The organism is Pseudomonas sp. S10E 269 (genome assembly GCF_002798465.1).
In the GTDB taxonomy this organism is placed as follows: Bacteria; Pseudomonadota; Gammaproteobacteria; order Pseudomonadales; family Pseudomonadaceae; genus Aquipseudomonas; species Aquipseudomonas pergaminensis.
In genome coordinates, this window is sequence record NZ_PHIJ01000001.1 from 4527857 (window position 1) to 4552202 (window position 24346).

At 63.5% G+C, this 24346-nt stretch carries 21 protein-coding genes; 7 read left to right on the plus strand and 14 right to left on the minus strand.

Annotated elements, in window-relative coordinates; all coding sequences use genetic code 11:
• The first annotated feature begins 25 nt into the window (after nt 1-25).
• The 5 genes from CWC48_RS21160 to CWC48_RS21180 all read left to right on the plus strand — a co-directional run bounded on the left by CWC48_RS21160 (nt 26) and on the right by CWC48_RS21180 (nt 5990).
• On the plus strand, nt 26-1534 hold the full coding sequence (locus tag CWC48_RS21160) for a sugar ABC transporter ATP-binding protein (RefSeq protein ID WP_099492977.1): 1509 nt from the start codon (nt 26-28) through the stop codon (nt 1532-1534).
• Nucleotides 1500-2492, plus strand: a complete 993-nt coding sequence (locus CWC48_RS21165) for an ABC transporter permease (RefSeq protein ID WP_078049333.1) — start codon at nt 1500-1502, stop codon at nt 2490-2492. The genes CWC48_RS21160 and CWC48_RS21165 overlap by 35 nt, the downstream gene beginning before the upstream one ends.
• Nucleotides 2493-2514: 22 nt before the next feature.
• Nucleotides 2515-3594: an alcohol dehydrogenase catalytic domain-containing protein gene (locus tag CWC48_RS21170; protein ID WP_078049332.1), complete on the plus strand. Its 1080-nt coding sequence runs from the start codon at nt 2515-2517 to the stop codon at nt 3592-3594.
• Between the two features lie 2 nt (nt 3595-3596).
• Entirely contained in the window at nt 3597-5129 is a 1533-nt protein-coding gene (locus tag CWC48_RS21175) for an FGGY-family carbohydrate kinase (protein WP_100490238.1), read from the plus strand.
• 135 nt (nt 5130-5264) lie between these two features.
• Nucleotides 5265-5990 (plus strand): SDR family oxidoreductase, encoded by a 726-nt coding sequence (locus tag CWC48_RS21180; RefSeq protein ID WP_100490239.1) that lies wholly within the window; start codon nt 5265-5267, stop codon nt 5988-5990.
• Here the strand turns inward: CWC48_RS21180 and CWC48_RS21185 are convergent.
• The 14 genes from CWC48_RS21185 to CWC48_RS21250 form a co-directional block, all read right to left on the minus strand.
• Nucleotides 5987-6991 (minus strand): LacI family DNA-binding transcriptional regulator, encoded by a 1005-nt coding sequence (locus tag CWC48_RS21185; protein ID WP_078049329.1) that lies wholly within the window; start codon nt 6989-6991, stop codon nt 5987-5989. The genes CWC48_RS21180 and CWC48_RS21185 overlap by 4 nt on opposite strands.
• Before the next feature lie 58 nt (nt 6992-7049).
• Nucleotides 7050-7913 (minus strand): LysR family transcriptional regulator, encoded by an 864-nt coding sequence (locus tag CWC48_RS21190; protein ID WP_100490240.1) that lies wholly within the window; start codon nt 7911-7913, stop codon nt 7050-7052.
• 446 nt (nt 7914-8359) lie between these two features.
• Nucleotides 8360-9763, minus strand: a complete 1404-nt coding sequence (locus CWC48_RS21195; protein WP_100490241.1) for an amidase — start codon at nt 9761-9763, stop codon at nt 8360-8362.
• On the minus strand, nt 9760-11028 hold the full coding sequence (locus CWC48_RS21200) for a Zn-dependent hydrolase (RefSeq protein ID WP_100490242.1): 1269 nt from the start codon (nt 11026-11028) through the stop codon (nt 9760-9762). The genes CWC48_RS21195 and CWC48_RS21200 overlap by 4 nt, the downstream gene beginning before the upstream one ends.
• Before the next feature lie 13 nt (nt 11029-11041).
• Nucleotides 11042-11737 carry an ABC transporter ATP-binding protein gene (locus CWC48_RS21205; RefSeq protein WP_100490243.1) on the minus strand — a complete coding sequence of 232 codons (696 nt, stop codon included), beginning with the start codon at nt 11735-11737 and terminating at the stop codon, nt 11042-11044.
• Nucleotides 11737-12486 (minus strand): ABC transporter ATP-binding protein, encoded by a 750-nt coding sequence (locus CWC48_RS21210; RefSeq protein WP_078049325.1) that lies wholly within the window; start codon nt 12484-12486, stop codon nt 11737-11739. The genes CWC48_RS21205 and CWC48_RS21210 overlap by 1 nt, the downstream gene beginning before the upstream one ends.
• Nucleotides 12483-13493: a branched-chain amino acid ABC transporter permease gene (locus tag CWC48_RS21215; protein ID WP_100490244.1), complete on the minus strand. Its 1011-nt coding sequence runs from the start codon at nt 13491-13493 to the stop codon at nt 12483-12485. The genes CWC48_RS21210 and CWC48_RS21215 overlap by 4 nt, the downstream gene beginning before the upstream one ends.
• A gap of 1 nt (nt 13494) precedes the next feature.
• A complete protein-coding gene (locus CWC48_RS21220) occupies nt 13495-14355 on the minus strand; it encodes a branched-chain amino acid ABC transporter permease (RefSeq protein ID WP_016974865.1) in 861 nt (286 codons plus the stop codon).
• 57 nt (nt 14356-14412) lie between these two features.
• The gene (locus CWC48_RS21225) at nt 14413-15615 is read right to left on the minus strand and encodes an ABC transporter substrate-binding protein (RefSeq protein WP_100490245.1); all 1203 of its coding nucleotides are present in this window, start codon (nt 15613-15615) and stop codon (nt 14413-14415) included.
• 242 nt (nt 15616-15857) lie between these two features.
• The gene (locus CWC48_RS21230; RefSeq protein ID WP_078049322.1) at nt 15858-16628 is read right to left on the minus strand and encodes a FadR/GntR family transcriptional regulator; all 771 of its coding nucleotides are present in this window, start codon (nt 16626-16628) and stop codon (nt 15858-15860) included.
• Between the two features lie 107 nt (nt 16629-16735).
• Complete coding sequence (locus CWC48_RS21235; protein WP_100490246.1) at nt 16736-17485, minus strand: alpha/beta fold hydrolase; 750 nt, start codon at nt 17483-17485, stop codon at nt 16736-16738.
• Between the two features lie 107 nt (nt 17486-17592).
• Nucleotides 17593-19011 (minus strand): efflux transporter outer membrane subunit, encoded by a 1419-nt coding sequence (locus tag CWC48_RS21240; protein WP_100490247.1) that lies wholly within the window; start codon nt 19009-19011, stop codon nt 17593-17595.
• Nucleotides 19004-20974, minus strand: a complete 1971-nt coding sequence (locus CWC48_RS21245) for a MacB family efflux pump subunit (RefSeq protein ID WP_078049319.1) — start codon at nt 20972-20974, stop codon at nt 19004-19006. The genes CWC48_RS21240 and CWC48_RS21245 overlap by 8 nt, the downstream gene beginning before the upstream one ends.
• Before the next feature lies 1 nt (nt 20975).
• A complete protein-coding gene (locus CWC48_RS21250) occupies nt 20976-22145 on the minus strand; it encodes an efflux RND transporter periplasmic adaptor subunit (RefSeq protein ID WP_078049318.1) in 1170 nt (389 codons plus the stop codon).
• 256 nt (nt 22146-22401) lie between these two features.
• Between CWC48_RS21250 and CWC48_RS21255 the strand changes: the two genes are divergently transcribed.
• Together CWC48_RS21255 and CWC48_RS21260 are read left to right on the plus strand one after the other, a co-directional pair.
• A complete protein-coding gene (locus tag CWC48_RS21255) occupies nt 22402-22884 on the plus strand; it encodes a sigma-70 family RNA polymerase sigma factor (protein WP_078049317.1) in 483 nt (160 codons plus the stop codon).
• Nucleotides 22885-23004: 120 nt separating this feature from the next.
• Nucleotides 23005-24342, plus strand: coding sequence for a lysine N(6)-hydroxylase/L-ornithine N(5)-oxygenase family protein (locus CWC48_RS21260; RefSeq protein WP_099492969.1), 1338 nt, complete (start codon nt 23005-23007; stop codon nt 24340-24342).
• The last annotated feature ends 4 nt before the right edge of the window (nt 24343-24346 follow it).

A 24346-nucleotide genomic window follows, 5' to 3' on the forward strand; every position in this document is an offset into this window, starting at 1 on the left:
TCCTTCTGAATACGAGGTCGGCGGTATGAGCAGTCTTCTGAAGCTGGAAAATATCTGTAAGCGTTACCCGGGCGTACAGGCCCTCAAGTCCATCAACTTAGAAGTCGAGCGCGGCGAGATCCACGCCTTGCTCGGGGAAAATGGCGCGGGCAAATCGACGCTGATGAAGATCCTCGGCGGCGTCGAGCATCAAGACGAGGGCCAGATCCTGATCGACGGCCAGCCCCGGCAATTCGCGACCTACCGTGATGCGATTGCCGCCGGCATCGGCATTGTGTTCCAGGAGTTCAGCCTGATTCCCTACCTCACGGCGGTGGAAAATATCTTCCTCGGCCACGAGCTGAGCAACCGTTTCGGCCTGCTGCGCAAGCGCGAAATGGTCGAGGCCAGCGAGGCGTTGTTCAAGCGCCTCGGCGTGACCATCGACCTGCAATGCGCGGTCAAGCACCTGAGCGTGGCCGAACAGCAGTTTGTCGAAATCGCCAAGGCCCTGGCCCTGGATGCGCGCCTGTTGGTGCTGGATGAACCCACCGCGACGCTGACGCCCAGCGAGGCCGAGCTGCTGTTCGAGATCATGCGCGAGCTCAAGCGCCAGGGCGTGGCGGTGATTTTCATCTCCCATCACCTGGAGGAGATTTTCCAGGTGTGCGACCGCATCAGCGTGTTGCGCGACGGCGGCAATGTGGGCGTTACCGATGTGGCTGACAGTGATATCGACCGGCTGGTCGAGATGATGGTCGGGCGCCGCCTGGAATGCAGTTTTCCACCCAAACCGAACAGCGAGCGCGGCCCGCTTTTGTTGGAGGTCAAGGACATCCAACTGGTGCGCAACGGTCCTCACAACAGCTTCCAGCTGCACAAGGGCGAGATCCTCGGCTTTGCTGGCCTGGTCGGTTCCGGTCGTACCGAACTGGCCCTGGGCATGATGGGGGCTCTGCCATCGGTGAGCAAAGACGTGTGGCTGCGCGGTGAAAAAATCACCCTCGACGACCCGGCCCAGGCCCTGGCGCATGGCATCGGCCTGCTGCCGGAAAGCCGCAAGAGCGAAGGGCTGATCACCGATTTCAGCATTCGCGAAAACATCTCGCTGAACAACCTGCCCAAGTACCAGAACGCCTCGGGCCTGATCGACAAAAGCCGCGAATGCGCCAGCGTCGAGGGCCTGATGAAACAACTGTCGATCAAGGCCCCCAGCAGTGAAAGCCGGGTGTTCAACCTCAGTGGCGGCAACCAGCAAAAGGTCGTGATCGCCCGTTGGATCAACCACCACTGCGACGTGTTGGTGTTCGACGAACCCACCCGTGGCATCGACGTGGGGGCCAAGGCGCAGATCTACGCGCTGATGCGCAACCTCACCGAACAAGGCTACGCAATCATCATGATTTCCTCCGAATTGCCGGAAATCATCGGCATGTGCGACCGCGTTGCCGTGTTCCACAAGGGCGCCATCGTCAAGCTGCTGGAAGCGTCCGCCGTCAATCCTCAAGAGGTCATGCGCCATGCAACAGGGGGCTCAAGTGAATACGTCCATTAGTACCGGCGACAACAGCCGGCTGCGCCTCAACCTGGCGCGGCTGGTGCGTTCGCCGGCCTTTTATCCGTTCGTGGGGCTGGTGGTGGTGACCCTGGTGATGATCCTCGCCAGCGACACCTTCCTGACCGCCAGCAACCTGTCGAACATTGCCCGCCAGGTGTCGATCAACGCGATTATCGCGGTGGGCATGACCTGCGTGATCCTCACGGGCGGCATCGATTTGTCGGTAGGGCCGGTGATGGCGTTGTCCGGCACGCTCACGGCCGGGCTAATGGTCGCTGGCCTGCCGCCGGGCCTGGCGATTGGCGCGGGGATGTTGATCGGCGTGGCCTTCGGCATCGGCAACGGCCTGTTCGTCGCCTACCTGCACATGCCGCCGATCATCGTCACCCTGGCGACCATGGGCATCGCCCGCGGCCTGGGCCTGATGTACACCGACGGCTACCCGATTTCCGGGTTGCCGGAGTGGTTTGGCTTCTTTGGTCGCCAGAGCCTGTTCGGCATCGAAGTGCCCATCCTGATCATGCTGATTACCTACGCCGCCGCCTATGTGCTGCTGCAACACACGCGCATCGGCCGCTACATCTACGCCATCGGCGGCAATGAAGAAGCGGTGCGCTTGTCCGGCGTGCGCGCGGCGCGCTTCAAGTTGCTGGTGTACGGCATCAGCGGCCTGACGGCGGCGATTGCCGGGCTGGTACTCACCTCACGCTTGATGAGCGGCCAGCCGAATGCCGGCGTGTCGTTCGAGCTGGATGCGATTGCCGCCGTGGTGCTCGGCGGTGCGTCGATCGCCGGTGGGCGTGGCGTGATCGTCGGCACCTTGCTTGGCGCCATGCTGCTCGGCGTATTGAACAACGGACTGAACATGCTCGGCGTTTCGCCCTACGTCCAGAGCGTGATCAAGGGCGGGATCATTTTGCTGGCGATTTTCATCAGCCGTCAGCGCCATAAATAAACTCAAGACAGGACCTAACACCATGGACAAGCACACCCAAATGCAAGCCGTCGTTTGCCACGGCCCCAAAGACTATCGCCTGGAGCGCATCGGCAAACCCCAGGCGCGCGCCAATGAACTGGTGATCCGCATCGCCGCCTGTGGCATTTGCGCCAGTGACTGCAAGTGCCACTCCGGCGCGGCGATGTTCTGGGGTGGCGACAACCCGTGGGTCAAGGCGCCGGTGGTGCCGGGGCACGAGTTTTTCGGCTATGTGGTGGAGGCGGGCGAGGGCGCCGAAGAGCACTTTGAAGTCGCGGTAGGCGACAAGGTGATCGCCGAGCAGATCGTGCCCTGCGGCAAGTGCCGCTTCTGCAAATCCGGCAAGTACTGGATGTGCGAAGTGCACAACATCTTCGGCTTCCAGCGCGAAGTCGCCGAAGGCGGCATGGCCCAGTACATGCGCATTCCCAAGACCGCCATCGTGCACAAAATTCCCGAGTCGGTGTCGCTGGAAGACTCGGCACTGGTGGAACCAATGGCGTGTTCGATCCACACCGTCAACCGTGGCGATATCCAGCTCGACGACGTGGTGGTGATCGCCGGCGCCGGCACCCTCGGCCTGTGCATGGTCCAGGTCGCCGCGCTGAAAACCCCGAAGAAACTGGTGGTGATCGACATGGTCGATGAGCGCCTGGAGCTGGCGAAGACATTCGGCGCCGATGTGGTGATCAACCCGTCGCGCGACAACGCCCGCGAGATCATCAACGGCCTCACCGACAACTATGGCTGCGACGTCTACATCGAAACCACCGGCGTGCCGGCCGGCGTGACCCAGGGCCTGGATTTGATCCGCAAGCTCGGGCGTTTTGTCGAGTTCAGCGTGTTTGGCGCCGAGACCAGCGTCGACTGGTCGATCATCGGTGACCGCAAGGAATTGGACGTACGTGGTGCGCACCTCGGCCCCTATTGCTACCCCATTGCCATCGACCTGTTCGAGCGCGGCCTGGTCACCTCCAAAGGTATCGTCACCCATGACTTCCCGCTGGACGATTGGGCCGAAGCCTTCGAGCTGGCCAACTCGACCAAATCGATCAAGGTGCTGCTGAAGCCGGTGGTCTGAGCATGAACTACGTGATGGGGGTCGACATAGGAACCCAGAGTACCAAGGCGCTGCTGGTGGATGCCCATGGCACGATCATCGCCCAGCACAGCCAGGGGTATCGTGTGGATACCCCGAAAGTGCGCTGGGCCGAGCAATGGCCGCAGGTCTGGCTCGATGCGGTCGAGGCGTGCGTGGCGCAGTGCATGGCCAAGGCCGGCGTGGCCAAGGATCACGTGAAGGCCCTGTGCATCAGCAGCCTGTATGGCGGTTCGGGGATTGCGGTGGATGCGCAGCTCACACCGCTGCACCCGTGCCTGATCTGGATGGACCGCCGCGCCGGTGAGCAGGTGGCCTGGGTACGCGAGCACGTAGACCTGGAGCGGCTGTTCGCGGTCACCGGCAACTCGGTGGACAGCTACTACGGCTTCACCAAGATGCTCTGGCTCAAGCAGCACCAGCCAGAGGTGTGGGCGAAAACCCGTTACTTGCTGCCGCCCAACAGCTACATCAACTGGTGCCTCACCGGAGAGCTGGCGGTGGACCATAGCAGCGCCGGCAATATCGGCGGTGTCTATGACGTAAAGGCGCGTGGCTGGTCTGCCGAGATGCTCGATGCGCTGGGCATACCGCAAGCGATGATGCCGGAGCGGCTGGTGTATTCCGCAGAAGTCGTAGGCGGGTTGCTGGAGAAGTGGGCAGCGCGCTTGGGGTTGCAGGCGGGTACGCCGATCCTGGCCGGTGGCGTTGATGCGGCCATGGCCACGTTGGCTGCGGGGGTGACCCAGCCGGGCAACCACGTGGCAATGATCGGCACCAGCATGTGCTGGGGCTACCTGAATCAACAGGTGGACGCCCATCACGGCTTGGTCAGCATGCCCCACGTCTACAACGGCCACCGTGACCTGTACATCTTTGGCGGTGCGATCACGGCCGGTGCGTCGGTGAGCTGGTTTCGCGAGCAGTTCTGCCAGGCCGAGGAGCAGCAGGCCAAGGCCACCGGCCAGGACAGCCTGGTGCTGCTGGAGCAGCGCGCGATGACGATTGCGGCGGGCAGCGATGGCCTGTTGTTCCTGCCGTACCTGATGGGTGAACGCAGCCCGGTGTGGGATGACCGCGCCAGTGGCAGCTTTGTCGGCTTGAACCTCTACCACAGCCGCATTCACCTGTATCGCGCGGTGCTGGAGGGGGTGAGTTTTGCCTTGCGCCACAACATCGAAGCGGGCACGCGCGGCGCGCATTCCCTGGACTCACGTTTGATCGTTGTCGGTGGGGCGAGCCATTCGGACCTGTGGATGCAGATTATCGCGGATGTCACGCGGTACCCGGTGTACACCATTGTCCAGGAGGTGGAAGCGGCGCTGGGCGCGGCGTTGCTGGCGGCGCACACGGTGGGGTTGGTGAGTGATGGGGCGATGGACAAAGGCTGGGTGCAGTTGGCGTTGCGGGCTGAGCCCAAGGCGGAAAATGTCGAGGCGTACGACCGTGCGTTCGGCGAGTACCTGAAGCTGTATCCGGCCCTGAAACCGATCATGCACAACCTGCAAACCAACTGACTCAACACAATCCCCTGTTGGAGCTGGCTTGCCTGCGATGGCGGTGTATCAGTACCAGATGGATTGGCTGACACTCCGCTATCGCAGGCAAGCCAGCTCCCACACGGGATCTTCATCGCCTATGGAACAGTGATCATGACCACCACTTTCAACTTCACCCACCAGCGCATCCTCGTCACCGGCGCCAGCAGCGGCATCGGCCGTGAAATCGCCCAACAGCTTATCGCCAGCGGCGCCGACGTCTTCGCCCTCGGCCGTGACGCGCAGGCCCTGGCTCAACTCGGCTGCCACACCCTGTGCCTGGACATCGCCGACAGCGCCGCCCTCGACAACGCCTTGAAGGACCTGCCGCCGCTGCACGGCCTGGTCAATTGCGCCGGCATCTCGCGGCTGGAGCCCGCCGCCGCTATCAGCGCCAACGCCTTCGACCAGGTGATGCACGTCAACGCCCGCGCTGCGGCCCAGGTCGGCAGCCGGGTGGCGGCGAAAATGATCGAAGCACACATCGCCGGCAGTATCGTCAATGTCTCCAGCCAGGCCTCACTGGTGGCCCTGGACGATCACCTCGGCTACTGCGCCTCCAAGGCCGCGCTGGATGCGATCACCCGCGTGCAGTGCGCCGAGTGGGGCCGCTTCGGCATTCGCGTTAACAGCGTTAACCCAACGATCACGCTCACGCCGATGGCGGCCATGGCCTGGTCCGAGCCGGCCAAGCGCGACCCGGCGCTGGCGGCCATTCCACTGGGGCGTTTTGCTGAAACCCTCGAAGTGGCGTTGCCGGTGCTGTTCCTGCTGAGCAGCGCCGCCAGCATGATCAGCGGCGTCAGCCTGCCCATCGATGGCGGCTACACCAGCCGCTAGCCGTTTTCCAACTGGCCGGCGATCACCACCTTGTCCCGTGGCTTGTGCGGGTCTTCGAGGCGGTCGAGCAGCAGGCGTACCGCGCTGCTGCCGGCCAGGGATGCATCGTGGGCCACACAGGCGATAGGCACGCCGAAGATATCGGCGAAGGGCAGGCGGTCGATGCCGCAGATGGTCAGGCTGTCGTGGGGAATGTTGTGCATGCGCAACGCACGCAGGGCGCCCAGGGTGATCAACTGGTTGAAGCCCATGATCGCGTCTGGCGCCGAGTGTTCGGCCAGGTAGTCGAGGGTGTGCAGGTAGGACGGCATCAACGTGTAGTCGCCGGCCTGTACTTCGACCTGCACCTGCGGGTGTTCGGCCAACACTTCGCGCAGGCCCTTGAGGCGTTCGACGGTGATGCGCGAGTGCTCGGGGCCGGTCAGCACCAGCAGGCGCTTGAGGTCGGGCGTCTGGCGCAGCAGGTAGTGCGCGGCCTGGATACCGCTGTGGTAGTTGTCGAGCACCACGCGGCTGAACGGGCTGTCGTGGATTGTGCGATCGAGCAGCACCACTGGCGTCTTGCCGTTGCCCAGGCGTTCGAGGTAATCGGGCTGGTAGCTCGGCTCATCCGAGACCGGCGACAGGATGATCCCGGCCACGCGGTAGCCCAACAGGGTATCCACGGCTTTGCTTTCCAGCTCTTCGAGCTCATCGGTGTCCACCAGCATGATGGTGTAGCCGTGCTGTTTGGCCTCGCGGGAAATCGCCTTGATCATTTCGCTGTAGAACGGGTTGTCGACGGACGCGGTGATCACGCCGATGATCAGGCTTTCACTGCGTTTGAGCCCACGCGCGAAGGCATTGGGCACATAGTCCATTTCCCGCGCCACTTCGAGGATGCGCGCCAGGGTGGCCGGCTTGACCAGGTCGGGTTTGCTCAGTGCGCGGGACACCGTGATGGTGGTCATGCCGACCCGTTTGGCGATGTCGCTGATGGTGACGGACTTTTTCTTGTTCATCGGTAAGGCTGCGAAAGGAAACACCCGCAGGCTAGCATGCGCGACGGATATTGTTGCTTCAAATCAGCGGGTCCCAGCGCTGCGACCAGTCACTTTCGGCCTTGACCACCTCACGCAGCAACACCAGCGCCTGTTGCAATACCGCCGAATCCCGCGCCCGTGAATACACCACAAACGTGGGGAAGTTGAACTCCGGCGCCTTGGGCACGCGCTGCATCATGCCGCTGTCGAGGTAGCTTTGCACCACGCGGGTACGGAAATAGCCGGCGCCGCCGTTCTCCAGGATGTACTGCAGCGCCAACGGGCCAAGATTGAAACTCAGCGCGGCGCGGGCCTTGTCGGGCAGGGCGGCGTCATGCTGCTGGCGAAAGCCCGGCCCCCAGTCGATGTACACGTAGGGGGCCGGGTTGCTCACCAGTTGCACCAGGATCAGTTTTTCTTCCAGCACCTGCTCCACTTGCAAGCCGGGCCAGTATTGCGGCTGGAACACCAAGGCAGCGTCGAGCACGCCCAGTTCCAGCTGGCGCAACAGGTAGTCGCCTTCGCGCACTTCGGTACGCAGTGCATGGCCGGGGATGTGTTGGCGCAGGGCCTGGGCCCAGCCGAGCATCAACGGGTTGCACAGGCTGACCTCGCCGCCGATGTGCAGCACGTTGCGGTAGCCATCGGGCAGCGGCAGGTCGCGTTTTGCGGCTTCCCAGGTTTGCAGCAATTGGTTGGCGTATACCACGAAGGCCTCGCCGTCGGCGGTCAGCCGGGCGCCGGCGCGGTTACGGATGAACAGTGTGCTGCCTAGCTGGCTTTCGAGGCTTTTGACCCGCGCGGTGATGGCGGTCTGGGTGACGTGCAGTTTCTCGGCGGCTGCGGCCAGGCTGCCGCAGCGGGTGATTTCGAGGAAGGTGCGTGCCAGTTCGATGTCCATGAAGCCCCCCGGGGATGAATGGGGGACAGTGTAATGGAATGTGGTTGAAACTGTGGGAGGGGGATTGGCTGCTATGGTGGTGGTGCTGTGTACATATCCGTTATTTAGGTAACGGCTGGTATGGGTTCCGCCCTTACGGCGGGTCACTTTTGGAAAAGAGCCCCAAAAGTAACCAAAAGGGCTCTTGCCCCAACACTCGGTACCTCGCCTAGGCTCGGTATGCCCGTAATCCGACAGGTATTTGGGGGGCCGCCGCCACGCGCCATCCATGGCGCGGGGCGGCTAAACCGGCATCCCTGCCGGTTTACCCCCCAAATCCCTGTCGAATTCCGGCCAGCGTGTTTGACGGGGCGCCTAAGATCAAGATCAAAAGCAAGAGCACGGCGGCCTGGTAGCCGACCTGAGTGGTTAGATCTGTAGGAGCCGGCTCCTACAGGGAGTGCCTTTCAGGTTGGGGTTTGTGGGGCTTGGAGGTGCTGGGTCGGGAAGGCCTTCGCGTAGGCGTGGCACACCCGCAACACCTGGTCGTCGGCAAACCGCGCGCCGACTACATGCAAGCCCACCGGCAAGCCATTCGCCGCCAACCCACAAGGCACCGATGCCGCCGGCTGTTGGGTCAGGTTGAAGGGGTAGGTGAAGGGCGTCCACTGTGTCCATTCCTGTAAGCCGGAGCCGGGGGGGACGTCGTGACCGGCGTCGAATGCGGTGATGGGCATCATCGGCGATACCAGTACGTCGTAGTGCTCATGGAACGCTGCCATCCGCGCCACCAGGGCGGCGCGGGCTTCGAGGGCTGCGTTGAAGTCATCCAGGCTCAACCGCTCGCCGCGCTGGGCGATGCGCAGCAGGCCAGGGTCCAGCTGTTGTTTTTGTGCCTCGCTCATCGGCCCGGTCAGGCGTGCCGCGCCGGCTGCCCATAAGGTGCTGAACACCTCCAGGGGGTCACTGAAACCCGGGTCGATCTGCTCGACCTGCGCGCCCAGTTGCACCAGGCCTTGCACCGCCTGGGCGACCACCTTGGCCACCTGCGGGTCGACATCCACGTAACCGAAGTTGGGGCTGTAGGCCACGCGCAAGCCTTTCAAATCCGCTGCGCCCGACAGCCACGGTGTGGTGCGTGGCGCGCCGATCAAGCCATCGCGCGCGTCCGGCTGGGCGATGGTTTGCAGCATCAATACGCTGTCTTCCACCGTGCGGGTCATCGGCCCCAGGTGCGAGAGGATGGTCATGGAGCTGGCCGGCCATTGCGGCACATAACCGAAGGTCGGCTTGATCCCGAAGGTGCCGGTGAATGCACAGGGAATCCGGATCGAACCGCCCGCATCGCTGCCCTGGTGCAACACGCCGAGGTTCAACGCCGCCGCTGCCCCTGCGCCGCCGGACGAGCCGCCCGCCGTGGTGCGGGTGTCCCAGGGGTTGCGGGTGATGCCGTACAGCGGGTTGTCGGTGACGCCTTTCCAGCCGAATTCCGGGGTGGTGGTCTTGCCCAGCAGCACCGCGCCGGCCTTGCGCATAAAGGCTGTGAACGGGGCGTCGACGTCCCACGGGCCTTCGGCCGATGTGGTGCGCGAGCCCTTGCGGGTTGGCATGCCGACGGTCAGCGTCAGGTCTTTGATCGACGCCGGCACACCGTCCAGCGCGCCGCAGGGTTGGCCGTTAAGCCAGTGTTGTTCCGACGCGCGCGCGGCGTTCAGCGCGCCTTCCGGGTCCACGTGGCAGTAGGCATTCACCACCGGGTTATAGCGTTCGATCCGCAGCAAGGCGTCTTCGGTGACCTCCACCGGCGACAAGGTCTTGTCGCGAAAATGCTGCAGCAGTTGCACTGCCGTCAGTTGGCCGATCTCACTCATGCGATTTCCCCCTGGGCTGCATTAACCATGGCCCGCAGTAATACCGCGCAGCCCGCCGCCAGGTCGTCCGGCGCGGCGTTTTCGATTTCGTTATGGCTGATACCGCCTTCGCACGGCACGAAAATCATCCCGGCCGGGCCCAGCTCCGCGACAAAAATCGCGTCGTGCCCGGCGCCGCTGACGATGTCCATATGGCTCAAGCCCAAGGCCTCGGCGCCTTCACGCACGGCGTTGACGCAGGCCGGGGCGAAGTCCAGCGGCGGGAAGTCGGCGGTGGGGGTCAGTTCGAACGTCAACCCGTGCCTGGCGGCCGTGGCTTCGATCACGCCGCGCACTTCATCGACCATGGCTTGCAGCGTGTCCGCGTGCAGGTGGCGCAGGTCGAGGGTCATGTGCACCTGGCCGGGAATCACGTTGCGCGAACCGGGGTGCAGGCTCAGGCAACCCACCGTGCCGCAGGCGTGGGGCTGCTGTTGATGGGCGATGCGGTTGACTGCGCTGACCACCTCGGCGGCGCCGACCAGGGCGTCCTTGCGCAGGTGCATCGGCGTCGGGCCGGCGTGGGCCTCGACGCCGGTGAAGGTCAGGTCGAACCATTTTTGGCCCAGGCAACCCATGACCACGCCGATGGTGGTGGCCTGGTCTTCCAGTACCGGGCCTTGTTCGATATGCGCTTCGAAGTAGGCACCGACCGGGTGGCCGAGCACGGCGCGGGAGCCGGCGTATCCGATGCGCTGCAATTCGGCGCCGACTGACAGGCCCTGGTCATCGAGCTTGTCGAGGGTGTCCTGCAAATCGAACTTACCGGCAAACACCCCGGACCCCATCATGCACGGCGGAAAACGCGAGCCTTCTTCGTTGGTCCACACCACCACTTCGATCGGCGCTTCGGTTTCAATCTTCAAATCATTCAGGGTGCGGATGACTTCCAGTCCCGCCATTACCCCGTAGCACCCGTCGAACTTGCCGCCGGTGGGTTGGGTGTCGATATGGCTGCCGGTCATCACCGGGGGCAGGGCCGGATTGCGCCCGGCACGGCGCGCAAAGATGTTGCCGATGGCGTCAACGCTGACGCTGCACCCGGCGGCCTCGCACCATTGCACAAACAGGTCGCGGGCCTGGCGGTCGAGGTCGGTGAGGGCCAGGCGGCACACGCCGCCTTTTACCGTGGCGCCCAGTTGGGCCAGGTCCATCAGCGATTGCCACAGGCGGTCGCGGTTGATCAGCGGGGCGTTGCTCTTGAGCGGTTGCGCAAAACTATTCATCTGCAATCTCCGGTCAGGCACTCAGGGCCAAATAACGGTTTTTGATCGTAGGGTCGGCGCGGAAAGCTTCGGCGCTGCCTTCGTATACGACACGGCCCTGTTCAAGTACGTAATGGCGGTCGGCGAGCTTGTCGCAGACCATCAGGTTCTGTTCCACCAGCAGCACCGGCAGGCCGTCGTCCTTGATCTTGCGCAGGATCTTCACCAGCTCGTCGACGATCACCGGGGCCAGGCCTTCGGTGGGTTCATCGAGGATCAGCAGCTTGGGGTCGTTGAGCAGCGCGCGGGCGATGGCGAGCATCTGTTGCTCGCCGCCGGACAGCGCGTGGCCAGCGTTTTTGCGCCGTTCCTTGAGGCGCGGGAACATGCCGTAGACGTCTTCGAGCTGCCAGCGGCTGGTCTTGCGCGCAGCGATGCGCAGGTTTTCCTCGACCGTGAGCAGGCGGAAGATCCCACGGTTCTCCGGCACCAGCGCCAAACCCTGGCGGGCAATTTCAAAGATCTTCTGGCCCACCAGTGCCTGGCCGTTGAAGTGGATCTGGCCCTGGCGCGGGCAAATGATGCCGAGGATGCTGCGCAGGGTGGTGGTCTTGCCGGCGCCATTACGGCCCAGCAGCGTCACCAGCTCACCGGGGTTGACGGTCAGCGACACGCCTTCCAGCACGTGGCTCTTGTCGTAGTAGGAGTGGATATTCTCGACGATCAGCATCAGGCAGCCTCCCCAAGGTATGCAGTGCGCACACGTTCATCGGCGCGCACGAATTCCGGCGTGCCTTCCACCAGGATCTGGCCGTGGCTCATCACTGTGATGCGTTGGCTGATGGACATGACAATGCTCATGTTGTGTTCGATCAGCAGCACCGTGTGGTCGCGGCCGAGGTCGCTGATCAGCTGGGTCATGATCGGGATATCGTCGATGCCCATGCCCGAGGTGGGCTCATCCAGCATCAACAGTTTCGGTTTGGAGCAGATCGACATGCCCACCTCCAGCACCCGCTGCTGGCCGTGGGACAACTCACCGGCCAGGGTGTCGGCGCGGGCCGTGAGTTGCAGGCGTTCCAGCACCTGGTCGGCCATCTCCAGGTGTTCGCGCTTACTGTCCACGCGGCGCCAGAAATTCAGTGCGCGTGCACCGTCGCGGCCCTGGGCGGCGAGGCGCAGGTTTTCGCGCACGCTGAGGTTCTGGAACAGGCTGGTGAGCTGGAACGAGCGCGCCATGCCCAGGCCCACACGGCCGTGGGCCGGCTTGCGCATCAGGTTCCTGCCGTCGAAATGAATCGCCCCGGCCGTGGCCTGGCGCTCGCCGGTGAGGCAGTGGAACAGGCTGGTCTTGCCGGCGCCGTTGGGGCCGATGATGGTGTGGATGGTGCCGGCCTCGACCTTGAGGTTCACGCCATTCACCGCGTGGAACGCGCCATAGGCGAGTTCCAGGTCTTTGGTTTCCAGCAGGATGCTCATAGCCCTTCCTCCTTGGCGACGACGACGCTCTTGCGGCTGCCGCGCACCTTCTCGAACAGCGACGCCAGGCCGCCCCACAAACCGCCGCGCATGAAGATCACCACCAGGATCAGGATCACCCCCAGCAGCATTAGCCAGCGTGGCCACAGGTCGGAGAGGAAATCTCCGAGCAGCACGATGGAGCCGGCGCCCAGCAACGAGCCGAACAACGAGCCGGTGCCGCCGACGATGGTCATGATCAGGATGTTCTCGGACATCGCCAGGTCGATATTCGACAACGGCACAAAGTGCAGCAGCATCGCGTACAGCGCCCCGGCAATCCCGGTCACCGCACCGGACAGCACAAACACCAGGATCTTGAAGTGGCGTGTGTCATAGCCGATGGCCGAGGCCCGGGTTTCGTTTTCGCGGATCGCCATCAGCGTGCTGCCGAAGGGCGAGGCAATCACCCGGCGTGCGCCGATGAAGATCAGCAGGAACAGCACCGCGACAAAACCGTAGAAGGCACGGGCATCGGCCAGCGACAACAACACGGTGTCCCCCAGGCGAATCTCCGGGCGCGGCACGCTGAGCAGGCCGTTGTCGCCGCCGGTCCAGTCACTGAGGGTGTAGGCGACGAAGTAGGCCATCTGACTGAAGGCCAGGGTCAGCATCACAAAGTAGATGCCGGTGCGGCGGATCGCCAGGGCGCCCACCAGCAAGGCCAGGAACCCACCGGCGATGGCGGCGCCGAGCAATGCGGTGAACAGCCCCAGTTGCAGGTGGATCATCAGCAGCGCCGCGCAATACGCGCCGGCACCGAAGAAGATGCCTTGGCCGAATGATAATAATCCGGTGTAGCCCAGCAACAGGTTGCAGGCCAGGGCGGCCATGGCAAAGATCAGGATCTCGGTGGCCAGGGTCGCCGAAGGTAATATCACCGGCAGGCCGATCAGTACCGCCAGCACCCACAGCAACATGGCCTTGGACTGGGTCTTGGCAAACGGCAGGGGATTTTTCTCGCTCATGTCAGGCTCTCCCGAACAGGCCGTAGGGACGGACCAGAATCACCACGGCCATGGCGCCGTAGATCATCAGGCTCGCACCCTGGGGCCAGAGTGTGGTCATCAGGCTTTGCACCACGCCCACCAGCAAACCGCCGACCAGCGCACCGCTGAACGAGCCCATGCCGCCGATCACCACCACCACGAAGGCGACGCCGAGAATTTCCGGGCCGACGAAGGGCTGGGCGCCGCGCAATGGAGCGAACAGCACGCCCGCAACGCCGGCCAGGGCTACGCCGAGGGCGAAGGTCATGGAGAACAGGCGGAAAATGTTCGTGCCCAGCAGCGACACGGTTTCGGTGCTTTCACTGCCGGCCCGCACCAGGGCGCCGAAGCGCGTGCGTTCCAGCAGCAGCCACAGGCCCAGGCCGACCAACCCGGAGAACACGATGAGGAACAGGCGGTAGTAGGGGTAGACGAAGTCACCCACCACCAGCACGCCGCGCAGCAGTTCCGGCACGGCGACGCTCTTGCCCACCGGGCCCCAGATCATCACGCTGGCTTCCTGGATGATCAGCGCGATGCCCAGGGTCACCAGGATCTGGAACATGTGCGGCAAGTGGTAGATCCGCTGGATCAGCAATCGCTCGATGGCCCAGGCCAACGCGGCCACCACCAACGGCGCGATCAGCAGCGCCAGCCAGAAGTTGCCGGTGAGGCTCACGGCGGTGTAGCAGATGTAGGCGCCCAGCAGGAAGAACGCACCGTGGGCGAAGTTGACGAAGTTGAGCAGGCCGAAAATGATTGTCAGCCCGACCGCGATCAGGAAGTAGATCATCCCCAACCCAAGGCCGTTGAGGATCTGGAACAGGTAAAGATTTAGCATGCAGGAACCCTCGGCAGGACGCCGCTCGCGCGGCCCTGCGCTACAAAATTCAGGGGATCAGCCGAGCGTGCAGCCCGTGGCTTCCACTGGCGGGAACGACTGGCCGGCACTGAGCACCTTGGCCAGGTCATCCTTGTCGGCCATGTCGGCCGTGGCCTTGCCGATCAGCAGGTAGTAATCCTTGATCACCTGGTGGTCGCCGGCGCGGATCGATTCCTTGCCGGTGGGGCCTTCGAAGCTCAGGCCCTGCATGGCCTTGGCCACGGTCGGCCCGTCAAAGCTGCCGGTGGCGATGATGGTGTCGAGCATGACCTTGGTGCTGATGTAGTCGGCGGCCAGCGGGTAGGTGGGGTTGATGCCGTATTTGGCCTGGGTGAGCTTGACCAGTTCACGGTTGAGCGGGGTGTCGACCTGGTGCCAGTACTGCGCGCCGAGGTACACGCCCTCCAGCACATCGCTGCCCAGCTCTTGGAACTGGTCGAGGCCGGCGGACCACACCAGCAGCACCTTCATGCGTTCCTTGATGCCGAAGTTGACCGCCTGGCGCAGGGTGTTGGACGACTGGCTGCCAAAGTTGAGCAGCACCAGCACATCGGGCTTGGCGGCGATGGCGTTAGTCAGGTAGCCGGAGAACTCCTGTTCCTGCAACGAGTGGTAGCTGTTGCCGATGTGTTCCAGGCCGTTTTCCTTGAGCACATTCTTCGCGCCTTCGAGCAGCGCTTCGCCGAACACGTATTGCGGGGTGATGGTGTACCAACGCTTGGCGTCCGGCAGCAGCTTGATCAGCGGCACCAGGGTCTCGTGGATGGCACCATAGGTGGGCACCGACCAGCGGAAGGTCGCAGGGTTACAGTCCTTGCCGGTAACTTCATCGGCGCCTACCGGGGTCATGAATACGCCACCGACCTTGTCCACTTCCTTGGCCACCGCCAGTGCCGACGATGACAAGGTGCAGCCCTGGAAGAACCGCGCGCCGTCCTGCTGGATGGCTTCCTGCACCTTGCGCACGGCCTTGCCGGCGTTGCCTTCGGTGTCGATGACCTTGTAGTTCAGCGGGCGGCCGAGCAGTTCGGGGTGTTGCTCCACGGCCAGGCGTGAACCCATGTCGGCAAATTTGCCATAGCTGGCAAACGCGCCAGACATGGACTTGAGGCCGTAAAAGGTAAAGGGCTCGGCGGCGAATGCCGAACGCACGCTCAGCGGAAGGCTGAGGGCGGCGGCGGCGGTGAGACTGGCTTTCAACAACGTACGACGCTGCATGGGGTGACTCCCTGGTTTAGTTATTGGCAGGAGTGGCAATGGCGATACGGTGGAGCAAGGGCCTGTGGGCAGGCCTGTTATTGGTTGGGGCAAACGCTCTAACGGTTGGACCTGGATCGAGTGTGGGAGCTGGATTGCCTGCGATGCAGGCACCTCGGTGTTTCTATCAAACCGAGTCGATGCATTCGCAGGCAAGCCAGCTCCCACATTGATCGGGTTTCCACAGTAGGTACCGTGGTGTGTCAGTGGGTGTGATCGAACTCCAGTAGAAAATGCGGGCTGACCTGGCCTTCAAGGGCGGTCATGTGGTGTTCGGCATCGCACATGTGCTCATGCATCAAGCTGCGCACCGCGCTTTCATCCCCGGCGCGAAAGGCGGCCAGCAACTGCTTGTGATAATCCAGGTTGGCCGCGTCGAATTGCTTGCGCTTGGGCTTGTAGGCTTTTTTCAGCACCACCAGGTCGCGCAGCAGGTCGTTGAGGAATTGCGCCATGAAACTCAGCAGCGGGTTCGGGCAGGCCTTGGCCAGCAGGTTATGGAACTCCAGTTCCGCCAGGCGTTGCTCGCGTTGGCCGGCCTCGCTGTCTTCCGGGGCGCTGCAGAAATCCACATTGTCTTGCAGGGCCTGGTAGTCGTCTTCGCTGAGGCGCCCCAACACCGACACGGCCAACTCCACTTCGATGACTTTGCGCAATTGGTACACCTGCTCGCCGTCCAGGTGCTGGAAGTGCAGGTAGTTGCGCAAGGCGCGGCTGGCCGGCTCGGTGCCCGCCTGGTTCAGGTACGCGCCGCCGCTGGGGCCGGTGCGCGTGCTTACCAGGCCTTCCACTTCCAGGGCCTTGAGCGCCTCACGGGCCGAGCCCTTGGAGCACTGGAAACTCTCCATCAGCTCACGTTCGGTGGGCAGGCGGTCGCCGGGCTTCAGGGCGTCGGTGACGATGGAGCGCTTGACCGACTCGACAATCACATCGGACAGCTTCTGGCGTTTGCGTCTCAGCGGGCGGCTTAGCATGGGTTCGATTTATCGTATTAATGCGGATAAATAGCACTTAATAACGATCGCGGTGCAGCGTCAACGGCGGGTGTCGTTTTCGATGGCAACAGGTCGCAAACGGGTTGCTACTCCGCGTTTGCGGAATCAAGGCAACGCGTGGATCGCGGCGGTCGCTTGCCGTAGACCAGGAAGTCGCCCACCCAGCGGTTGATACACGCGCTGGCGTCCTGTTTGACCGGCTCTTTGAGGCGCAACTGTTCGACCAGGGGAGCGGCCGTCCCGGGCTGTTGCCCGTTGACCAGCACCATGCGCGCCACCCGTTCGGGAAACTGCGCGGCGTAATGGTTACCCAGGCGGGCGGCAGTGGCGTGGCCCAGGTAGAACATTTGGGCATCGCCGAGTTGGCTACGGACGAACTCCAGGTCTTGAACCGCCTGTTCGATGGCGGTCTCGTTGCTGAGGTCGCGGGTGCTCAGTTCGATGACATCGTAGCGGTTGACCAGTGTGCGATAGGCCGGGTTGGTGTGGGCGCCCCAGAGGCTGGTCAGGCTGATGGCAAAGGTGCCGCCCTGGTGCTTGCGTGCGGTGTCGCCGGCCTGGGCAAACACCACGCCTAGCCGGTTCAATGGGTCTCTGGCACCGACGCGGGTCAAGTAAAGGCGCAGGTTGCCTTGCCGGGGCGCGGCATGGTTGCGCGGTACGGACACAGTGCCGCATTGGGTGCGTTCCAGCACCTCGGGGTCCAGGCGGTCAGCGGTGGGGAAAGGGCAGTCCAGCAGCCAGTCGATGGCGGTGGGGGGAATCAGCGGCTGGGCAGCGGCAATGCCTGCGGTCAGCCAGAGGCAGGCGCACAGCAGGTGTCTTGCAACAGTCATCGAGAGGTCCTGGGCGGCCGTGTGGTGGCGGCTTTTTTACCAAGGACCCTGGCTCGATGAATGTAGGGTGAAAAGACGACTTGTGTACGAAATCGGAGTTTTGTTTATCAGAACCCTTGCTTATCAGAGCGCTGTATTTGCCAACCGCCCCCCAGCGCTTTGTACAAGGCGATGCTGGCTTGCAGGCGTGACAGGCGCAGTTGCACGTTCTGGTCCTGCGCCGCATACAGGGTGCGCTGGGTTTCCAGCACCGTGAGCAGGTCTTCGGCACCTGCCTGGTAGCGGCTCTCGGCGATCTGAAAGGCACTCTGCGCCTGTTGCAGTTCTTCCGTTTGCCATTGGCGTTGCTGGTCGAGGCGAGTGATGCTGCTGAGGGCTTTTTCCACATCGGCGAAGCCGTTGATGATCGCGCCACGATAGGTTTGCAGCAGTTCATCCTGGCGGGCGCGGGCCTTGTCGCGTTCAGCGCTTAAACGACCGTTGTTGAAGATCGGACCCACCAGGCCGGCGGTCAGCGTGTAGTAGGGGCTGCGCAGCACATCCATGGCTTTGTAGGCATCCGAACCCAGGGTCGCGCCGAGGGTGACGGCGGGCAGCATCGCCGCGCGCGCCACGGTGACGTCGGCCTGGGCCGCTGCCAACTGAGCCTCGGCCTTGGCGATATCGGGCCGGCGGCTGAGCAATTGGCTGGGCATGCCAGCGCCGATGTCCGGCCAGGTGAGTGCCTGGAACGGTTCTGCCCCCACGTTCAGCGCCTGCACCGGCTGGCCGAGCAGGGCGGCCAGGGTGATGCGAGATTCTTCGGCCAGTTGCTGGATCAGCGGTAACTGGCGCTGCTGGCTGGCCACCAGGCTTTTTTGCTGGGCCAGTTCCAGGGCGGTGGCGGAGCCGGCGTCGTAGCGGGTTTGTACCAGGTCGAGCACGTTGCGTGCATTGGCCAGGTTCAGCGCGGCGATCTGCTCGCGCTGGTGGGCGGCGAGGGTCTGGGCATAGCGGTCCGCCACGCTGCTGAGCAAGGTCAATTCCACCGTGGCTTGGTCAAACTCGCTGGCGCGCAGGCTCTGCAGGGCGCTGTCACGGGCGGCCGCGCGGCCACCCCAGAAGTCCACTTCGTAACTGGCGGTGAGGTTGGCACCAAAGTTATCGACGGCGTCATCGCTTTGTGACGCGTCAAGGTCCGGCCCACCTTTGCCGCGCAGCAATTTCTGATGGCTGGTGGCGAGGTTGAACTTCACTTCCGGCAACAACGGTGCACCGGCAATCACCGCGCTGGCCTGGGCCTGGCGCACACGGGCCGTAGCGGCGGCCACGTCGAAGCTGTCGCGGCGGGCCTGGTCGACCAGGCGGTTCAACTGCGGGCTGCCGAATTGGGTCCACCACTGCTGGTTGGTGGCTTGCGCCGCGTCACGCTCGGCGTACTGCCAGGCGGCGGGCGGGGCGATGCCGCTGTCGAGGGCGGCAGGGTTGCCGGCGCAGGCACTGAGGAACACGCACAGGCCGGACACGCACAGGGATCGTTTATTCACTGGTCAACGCCTTAACCGGATCGAGCCGGGCAGCTTTACGGGCCGGCATAAAGCCGAATACGACGCCGGTGACCAGGGCGCAACCAAATGCGCCCAGCACGGCCACCAGGGAAAACTGCACCGCCACCTCGGCCAGCACCAGCACGCCGCCCACCAGCAGGGCCAGGGCGATACCGCACAGGCCACCGACCACCGAGAGCATCACCGCCTCGGTGAGGAACTGGCGCAGGATGTCGCGCTGGCGTGCACCGGTCGCCATGCGAATGCCGATTTCACGGGTACGCTCGCGCACGGTCATCAACATGATGTTCATCACCCCGATGCCGCCCACCAGCAGGGAAATCGCGGCAATCGAACCCAGCATCAGCGACAGCGTATTCTGCGTGCGGGCCTCGGCCTGGATCATCGCGGCGTTGTTGGTCAACTCGTAATCACGCTTGCCGTTGTGCAGCTTTTGCATCAACTGGTCGATGGCCACCTCGGCCTCGTGCACCTTGCGCGCGTCGGCTGCGGCGATCACCACATATTCGGGGTTGTAGTTGCCGAACAGGCGCACGCTGGCGGCGGTGTAGGGGATGGCAATACGGTCGTCACTGTCCTTGTTGCCGGAGCTGGCGCCTTTTTCCGCGAGTACGCCGATCACCTGGAACGGCACGTTTTCAATCAGGATGTACTGGCCGATAGGGTCGACCTCACCCTTGAACAGCTTCTCACGCACGCGATGACCGATCACCGCGACGGTGGCGGCTGCGCGCTCATCGGCTGCGGTGAAGTAATTGCCCTCGACCACCGGCCAATTGAAAATCGCCGGGAAGTTGGTGTCGTTGCCGCCCACATAGGCCATGTAGTCAACGTTGCCGAAACGCACCCCGGCCTCGCTGCCATTGACCGGCATGATGCGCTGCACCTGGGGCAAAGCCGCCAGCGCATGGACATCGTTGAGGGTCACGATCCCCATGGGCGTGCGCGGGTTGGGCGACGACCCACTGAGGTAGAGAATGTTGGAGCCGAACGCACCCATCTGCGCCATGACCTGGCGCTTGCTGCCTTCGCCCACCGCCAGCATCACCACCACCGATGCCACGCCGATAATGATGCCCAGCAGCGTCAGCGCGGTACGGAAACGGTTGATCCACATCACTCGCCAGGCGGCTTGCACCGCGTCCACCAGTTCGGCTTTCCAGGCGCCATTGTGCTCGGCGCCGTCGGCCAGGCGCTGGCGCAGGTCCACGGCTTGCAGGGCGCCGGTCGTGGCGACGGGGACGGCGTCGCTGTCATCGGCCGAGTCACTGATGATCAAGCCGTCGCGAATCTCGATGATGCGGTTGGCCCGCGCCGCGACTTCGCGGTCGTGGGTGATCAGGATCACCACGTGGCCCTGGCTGGCCAGCTCGTCCAGCAGGGTCATGACCTCGGCGCCGCTGTGGCTGTCGAGGGCGCCCGTGGGTTCGTCGGCAAGGATGATATGCCCGCCGTTCATCAACGCACGGGCGATGGACACCCGTTGCTGTTGGCCACCGGAAAGCTGATGCGGACGGTTGCCGGTGCGCTCGGCCAGGCCCAGGCGCGTGAGCAGGGCGTTGGCGCGGGCATGGCGCTCGGTGGCGCTGATACCGGCATAGATCGCCGGCATCTCGACGTTTTCCTGGGCCGAGCCCGAGGGAATCAAGTGGTAGCCCTGGAACACAAAGCCAAAGGCTTCGCGGCGCAGCCAGGCCAGTTCGTCACTGTCCAAGTGCGCGACGTTCTCGCCGGCGAAGAGGTAGTCGCCGACGCTTGGACGGTCAAGGCAGCCGAGGATATTCATCAACGTGGACTTGCCGGAGCCGGAAGCGCCGACGATGGCGACGAATTCCCCGGCATGGATGGCCAGGTCGATGCCGCGCAATACGTCGACCTGCGGGCTGTCGCCGCCGCCGTAGGACTTGCGGATGTTCTTGAGTTCGATCAGGGGCGTGGTCACCTCAACCCCCGTTGCCGTCGGCCGGGCCGATCAGCAGTTGATCACCTTCGTTCAGGCCGGCGAGCACCTGCACGCGCAGGCGGTCGCTGATGCCGACCTGCACTTGACGCTGCTCGATACGGCCGTTCTTGCCCACGACCTGGGCGATCTGCTGGCTGGCGTCCGAGGTTCCCTGCAGCGCAGCGACCGGTGCCGTCAGCGTGTCCTTGGCCTGGCTGGCGACGAAAAATACCTGAGTGGTCATTTCGGCCATCAACGCGTTGTCGCTGTTGTCCACATCCAGCAACACGGTGTACAGCACCACGCGGCCGCTGCCGCTTTTATTCGAACTGTTGGGGCTGCCGCTGCCCTGGGTTTCGTTCAATGGCTTGGGCGGGATCGGCAGGATCTGCCGCACGGTGCTGGTCCAGCGTCGGTTGCCGCCGCTCAGGGTGGTGAAATAGGCGGTCATGCCCGGTTTGACGTGGCCGATATCGGCTTCCGAGACTTCCGCCCACACGGTCATCGGTGACAATTTGGCGATCCGCAAGATCAGTGGGGTCTGCTGCTGGGCATTGAGGGTCTGGCCGACCCGTGCGTCCACCGCGACCACAGTGCCGGTCATTGGCGCGTAGATACGCGTGTAGCCCAACTCGGCCTCATCGCTGCGCAGGCTGGCCTGGGCTTGCTGGATCTGCGCCTGGAACATGTCGACCCGGGCCTGGGTGGCGCTCAGTTCGGCCTTGGCGGTTTGCACATCTTCTTCGCGGGTGGCGTTACCGGCGGCCAGGCGCTGCTGGCGCTGGTACTTCTGGCGCGCCAGTTCGTGCTGGGCCTTTTGTTCCTGCAACTGGGCCTTGAGGTTTTCGATGGCGTAGCGGCTGGCGTCGAGCTTGGCTTTTTGCGTGGACGGGTCGATTTCCACCAACAACTGGCCTTCCTGGACCTGGTCGCCCGCCTCGACGTGGATCTTGCGGATCTGCCCCGACGCCTGGGCGCCCACGTCCACGTAGCGACGCGGCTGCAGGGTGCCCAGGGCGGTCACGCTGTTCTCGATATTGCCGCGGGTGACGGTGACGGTGGTGAGGGTGTCACGCCCCGGCGGCAGCACCTGCCAGGCCGCGACGGCAATCAGGGGGATCAGGCACGCGATAACGAGCAAGGCGCGTCGGGCAGGTCGAGGGCGTTTCATGCTTGGGTTTCCAGCCAGGAAAGTTCGGACCGCAGTTGCGGGAGAGCTGACAAGTAAACGAGAGAATTGCGCGGGGATTTAGGCGGTTACATAAGCAGTTACAGCTCCCTTGAAGAAAAAATTCGTCCGTTGATGCAAGTCTGCTTTAAAAGTAGATGAGAATTACTATAAATTGCACGCACTCAAACTGCCATCACCTTAACGCTGTCTTTTTTGCACCCAGGGACCTAATGCCGCTACCCGGCGGCCGGGAGTCATGTTGGAAAACTACTATCGCGAGCTGGTGTGTTTCCTCAACGCCAAGCTGGGCAACCGTCAGGTGGCCGAGGATGTGGTGCATGACGCGTATGTCCGGGTGCTGGAACGTTCCAGCGACACCCCCATCGAACAACCCCGCGCCTTTTTGTACCGTACCGCGCTCAACCTGGTGATCGACGGCCACCGGCGCAATGCCTTGCGCCAGGTTGAACCCCTGGACGTGCTGGATGCCGAAGAACGCTTCGCCAGCAGTTCGCCCCACACCAACCACGACCACGCCCAACGCCTGGAACTGCTTGAACGCGCCCTGGCCGAGCTGCCGCCGGCCTGTCGCGACAGCTTCCTGCTGCGCAAGCTCGACGGCCTCACCCACCTGCAGATCGCCGAGCGCCTGTGCATTTCTCGCGCCCTGGTGGAAAAACATATCGTCAACGCCATGAAGCACTGCCGGGTGCGGATGCGCGAGTGGGAAGCGCACTGATCACTGATCAGTTAAATTTTATTTCACTGTCCTCGTTTCCTATCAACACACGGCCTGTTGTTCAGGCCTTGAAAGGTATTCCCGCCCCACCGCCAAGGGGCTTATCCAGAGGACACTGGAATGACACAGGCAATTGCTTCGCCCGCGGTTCACGACCTGATCGGTATCGGTTTCGGCCCTTCGAACCTGGCGCTGGCCATCGCCCTGCAGGAGCGCGAAAAGGCCCAGGGCAAACTGGACGTGCTGTTCCTGGACAAACAAGCCGACTACCGCTGGCACGGCAATACCCTGGTGACCCAGAGCGAACTGCAGATCTCGTTCCTCAAGGACCTGGTGACCCTGCGCAACCCCACCAGCCCGTACTCCTTCGTCAATTACCTGAAAGCCCACGACCGCCTGGTGGACTTCATCAACCTGGGCACCTTCTACCCGTGCCGCATGGAGTACAACGACTACCTGCGCTGGGTCGCCGGGCAGTTCCAGGCCCAGGCGCGCTATGGCGAGGAAGTGTTGGCCATCGAGCCGATCCTGCACCAGCAGCAGGTCGAAGCCCTGCGTGTGATCTCCCGTGATGCCCTGGGTGAGCAGCATGTGCGCACCACCCGTTCGGTGGTGGTCAGCGCCGGTGGCACGCCGCGCATTCCCGAAGCGTTCAAGGCACTCAAGGGTGACAGCCGGGTGTTCCACCATTCTCAATACCTGGAGCGCATGGCGACGCAGCCGTGTGTCGACGGCAAGGCCATGCGCATCGCCATCATCGGCGGTGGCCAGAGCGCGGCGGAAGCCTTTATCGACCTGAACGACAGCTTCCCGTCGGTGCAGGTCGACATGATCCTGCGCGGTTCGGCGCTCAAGCCCGCCGATGACAGCCCGTTCGTCAACGAAGTGTTCTCGCCGGCCTTCACCGACCTGGTGTTCCAGCAAGAGGGCGCCGAGCGCGAGCGCCTGGTGGCCGAGTACCAGAACACCAACTATTCGGTGGTGGACCTGGACCTGATCGAGCGTATCTACGGCATCTTCTACCGCCAGAAAGTCTCCGGCATCGCCCGCCAGGCCTTCCGCACCATGACCGTGGTGGAAAAGGCCACCCCAGGCCCGTTGGGCATCGAGCTGGTGCTGCGCAACAACGCCAACGGCGACACCAGCGTCAACCATTACGACGCGGTGATCCTGGCCACTGGCTACGAGCGCCAGACACACCGCGCGCTGCTGGCGCCGCTGGAAGCCTACCTGGGCGACTTCGACGTGGCGCGTGACTACCGCATCGTCACTGACGAACGTTGCAATGCCGGCATCTATATCCAGGGCTTCAGCCAGGCCAGCCATGGCTTGAGCGATACCTTGCTGTCGGTGCTGCCGATTCGCGCGGATGAGATTGCGGCGTCGTTGTATGCGCTGGACCGTGGGCGCGACAAAGGGCGTTCGGTGCAGGACCTGTTGCTCGCCACCGCGAGCTGACAGG

What these genes read in the sequence shown, in the direction of transcription:
- CWC48_RS21210 (WP_078049325.1), bottom strand. Translation starts at nt 12,486, where the DNA reads ATGAGCATCCTGCTGGAAACCAAAGACCTGGAACTCGCCTATGGCGCG.
- CWC48_RS21190 (WP_100490240.1), bottom strand. Translation starts at nt 7,913, where the DNA reads ATGGACATCGAACTGGCACGCACCTTCCTCGAAATCACCCGCTGCGGC.
- CWC48_RS21225 (WP_100490245.1), bottom strand. Translation starts at nt 15,615, where the DNA reads ATGCAGCGTCGTACGTTGTTGAAAGCCAGTCTCACCGCCGCCGCCGCC.
- CWC48_RS21180 (WP_100490239.1), top strand. Translation starts at nt 5,265, where the DNA reads ATGACCACCACTTTCAACTTCACCCACCAGCGCATCCTCGTCACCGGC.
- CWC48_RS21185 (WP_078049329.1), bottom strand. Translation starts at nt 6,991, where the DNA reads ATGAACAAGAAAAAGTCCGTCACCATCAGCGACATCGCCAAACGGGTC.
- CWC48_RS21200 (WP_100490242.1), bottom strand. Translation starts at nt 11,028, where the DNA reads ATGAATAGTTTTGCGCAACCGCTCAAGAGCAACGCCCCGCTGATCAAC.
- CWC48_RS21175 (WP_100490238.1), top strand. Translation starts at nt 3,597, where the DNA reads ATGAACTACGTGATGGGGGTCGACATAGGAACCCAGAGTACCAAGGCG.
- CWC48_RS21160 (WP_099492977.1), top strand. Translation starts at nt 26, where the DNA reads ATGAGCAGTCTTCTGAAGCTGGAAAATATCTGTAAGCGTTACCCGGGC.
- CWC48_RS21165 (WP_078049333.1), top strand. Translation starts at nt 1,500, where the DNA reads ATGCAACAGGGGGCTCAAGTGAATACGTCCATTAGTACCGGCGACAAC.
- CWC48_RS21170 (WP_078049332.1), top strand. Translation starts at nt 2,515, where the DNA reads ATGGACAAGCACACCCAAATGCAAGCCGTCGTTTGCCACGGCCCCAAA.
- CWC48_RS21220 (WP_016974865.1), bottom strand. Translation starts at nt 14,355, where the DNA reads ATGCTAAATCTTTACCTGTTCCAGATCCTCAACGGCCTTGGGTTGGGG.
- CWC48_RS21250 (WP_078049318.1), bottom strand. Translation starts at nt 22,145, where the DNA reads ATGAAACGCCCTCGACCTGCCCGACGCGCCTTGCTCGTTATCGCGTGC.
- CWC48_RS21230 (WP_078049322.1), bottom strand. Translation starts at nt 16,628, where the DNA reads ATGCTAAGCCGCCCGCTGAGACGCAAACGCCAGAAGCTGTCCGATGTG.
- CWC48_RS21235 (WP_100490246.1), bottom strand. Translation starts at nt 17,485, where the DNA reads ATGACTGTTGCAAGACACCTGCTGTGCGCCTGCCTCTGGCTGACCGCA.
- CWC48_RS21255 (WP_078049317.1), top strand. Translation starts at nt 22,402, where the DNA reads ATGTTGGAAAACTACTATCGCGAGCTGGTGTGTTTCCTCAACGCCAAG.
- CWC48_RS21260 (WP_099492969.1), top strand. Translation starts at nt 23,005, where the DNA reads ATGACACAGGCAATTGCTTCGCCCGCGGTTCACGACCTGATCGGTATC.
- CWC48_RS21215 (WP_100490244.1), bottom strand. Translation starts at nt 13,493, where the DNA reads ATGAGCGAGAAAAATCCCCTGCCGTTTGCCAAGACCCAGTCCAAGGCC.
- CWC48_RS21195 (WP_100490241.1), bottom strand. Translation starts at nt 9,763, where the DNA reads ATGAGTGAGATCGGCCAACTGACGGCAGTGCAACTGCTGCAGCATTTT.
- CWC48_RS21205 (WP_100490243.1), bottom strand. Translation starts at nt 11,737, where the DNA reads ATGCTGATCGTCGAGAATATCCACTCCTACTACGACAAGAGCCACGTG.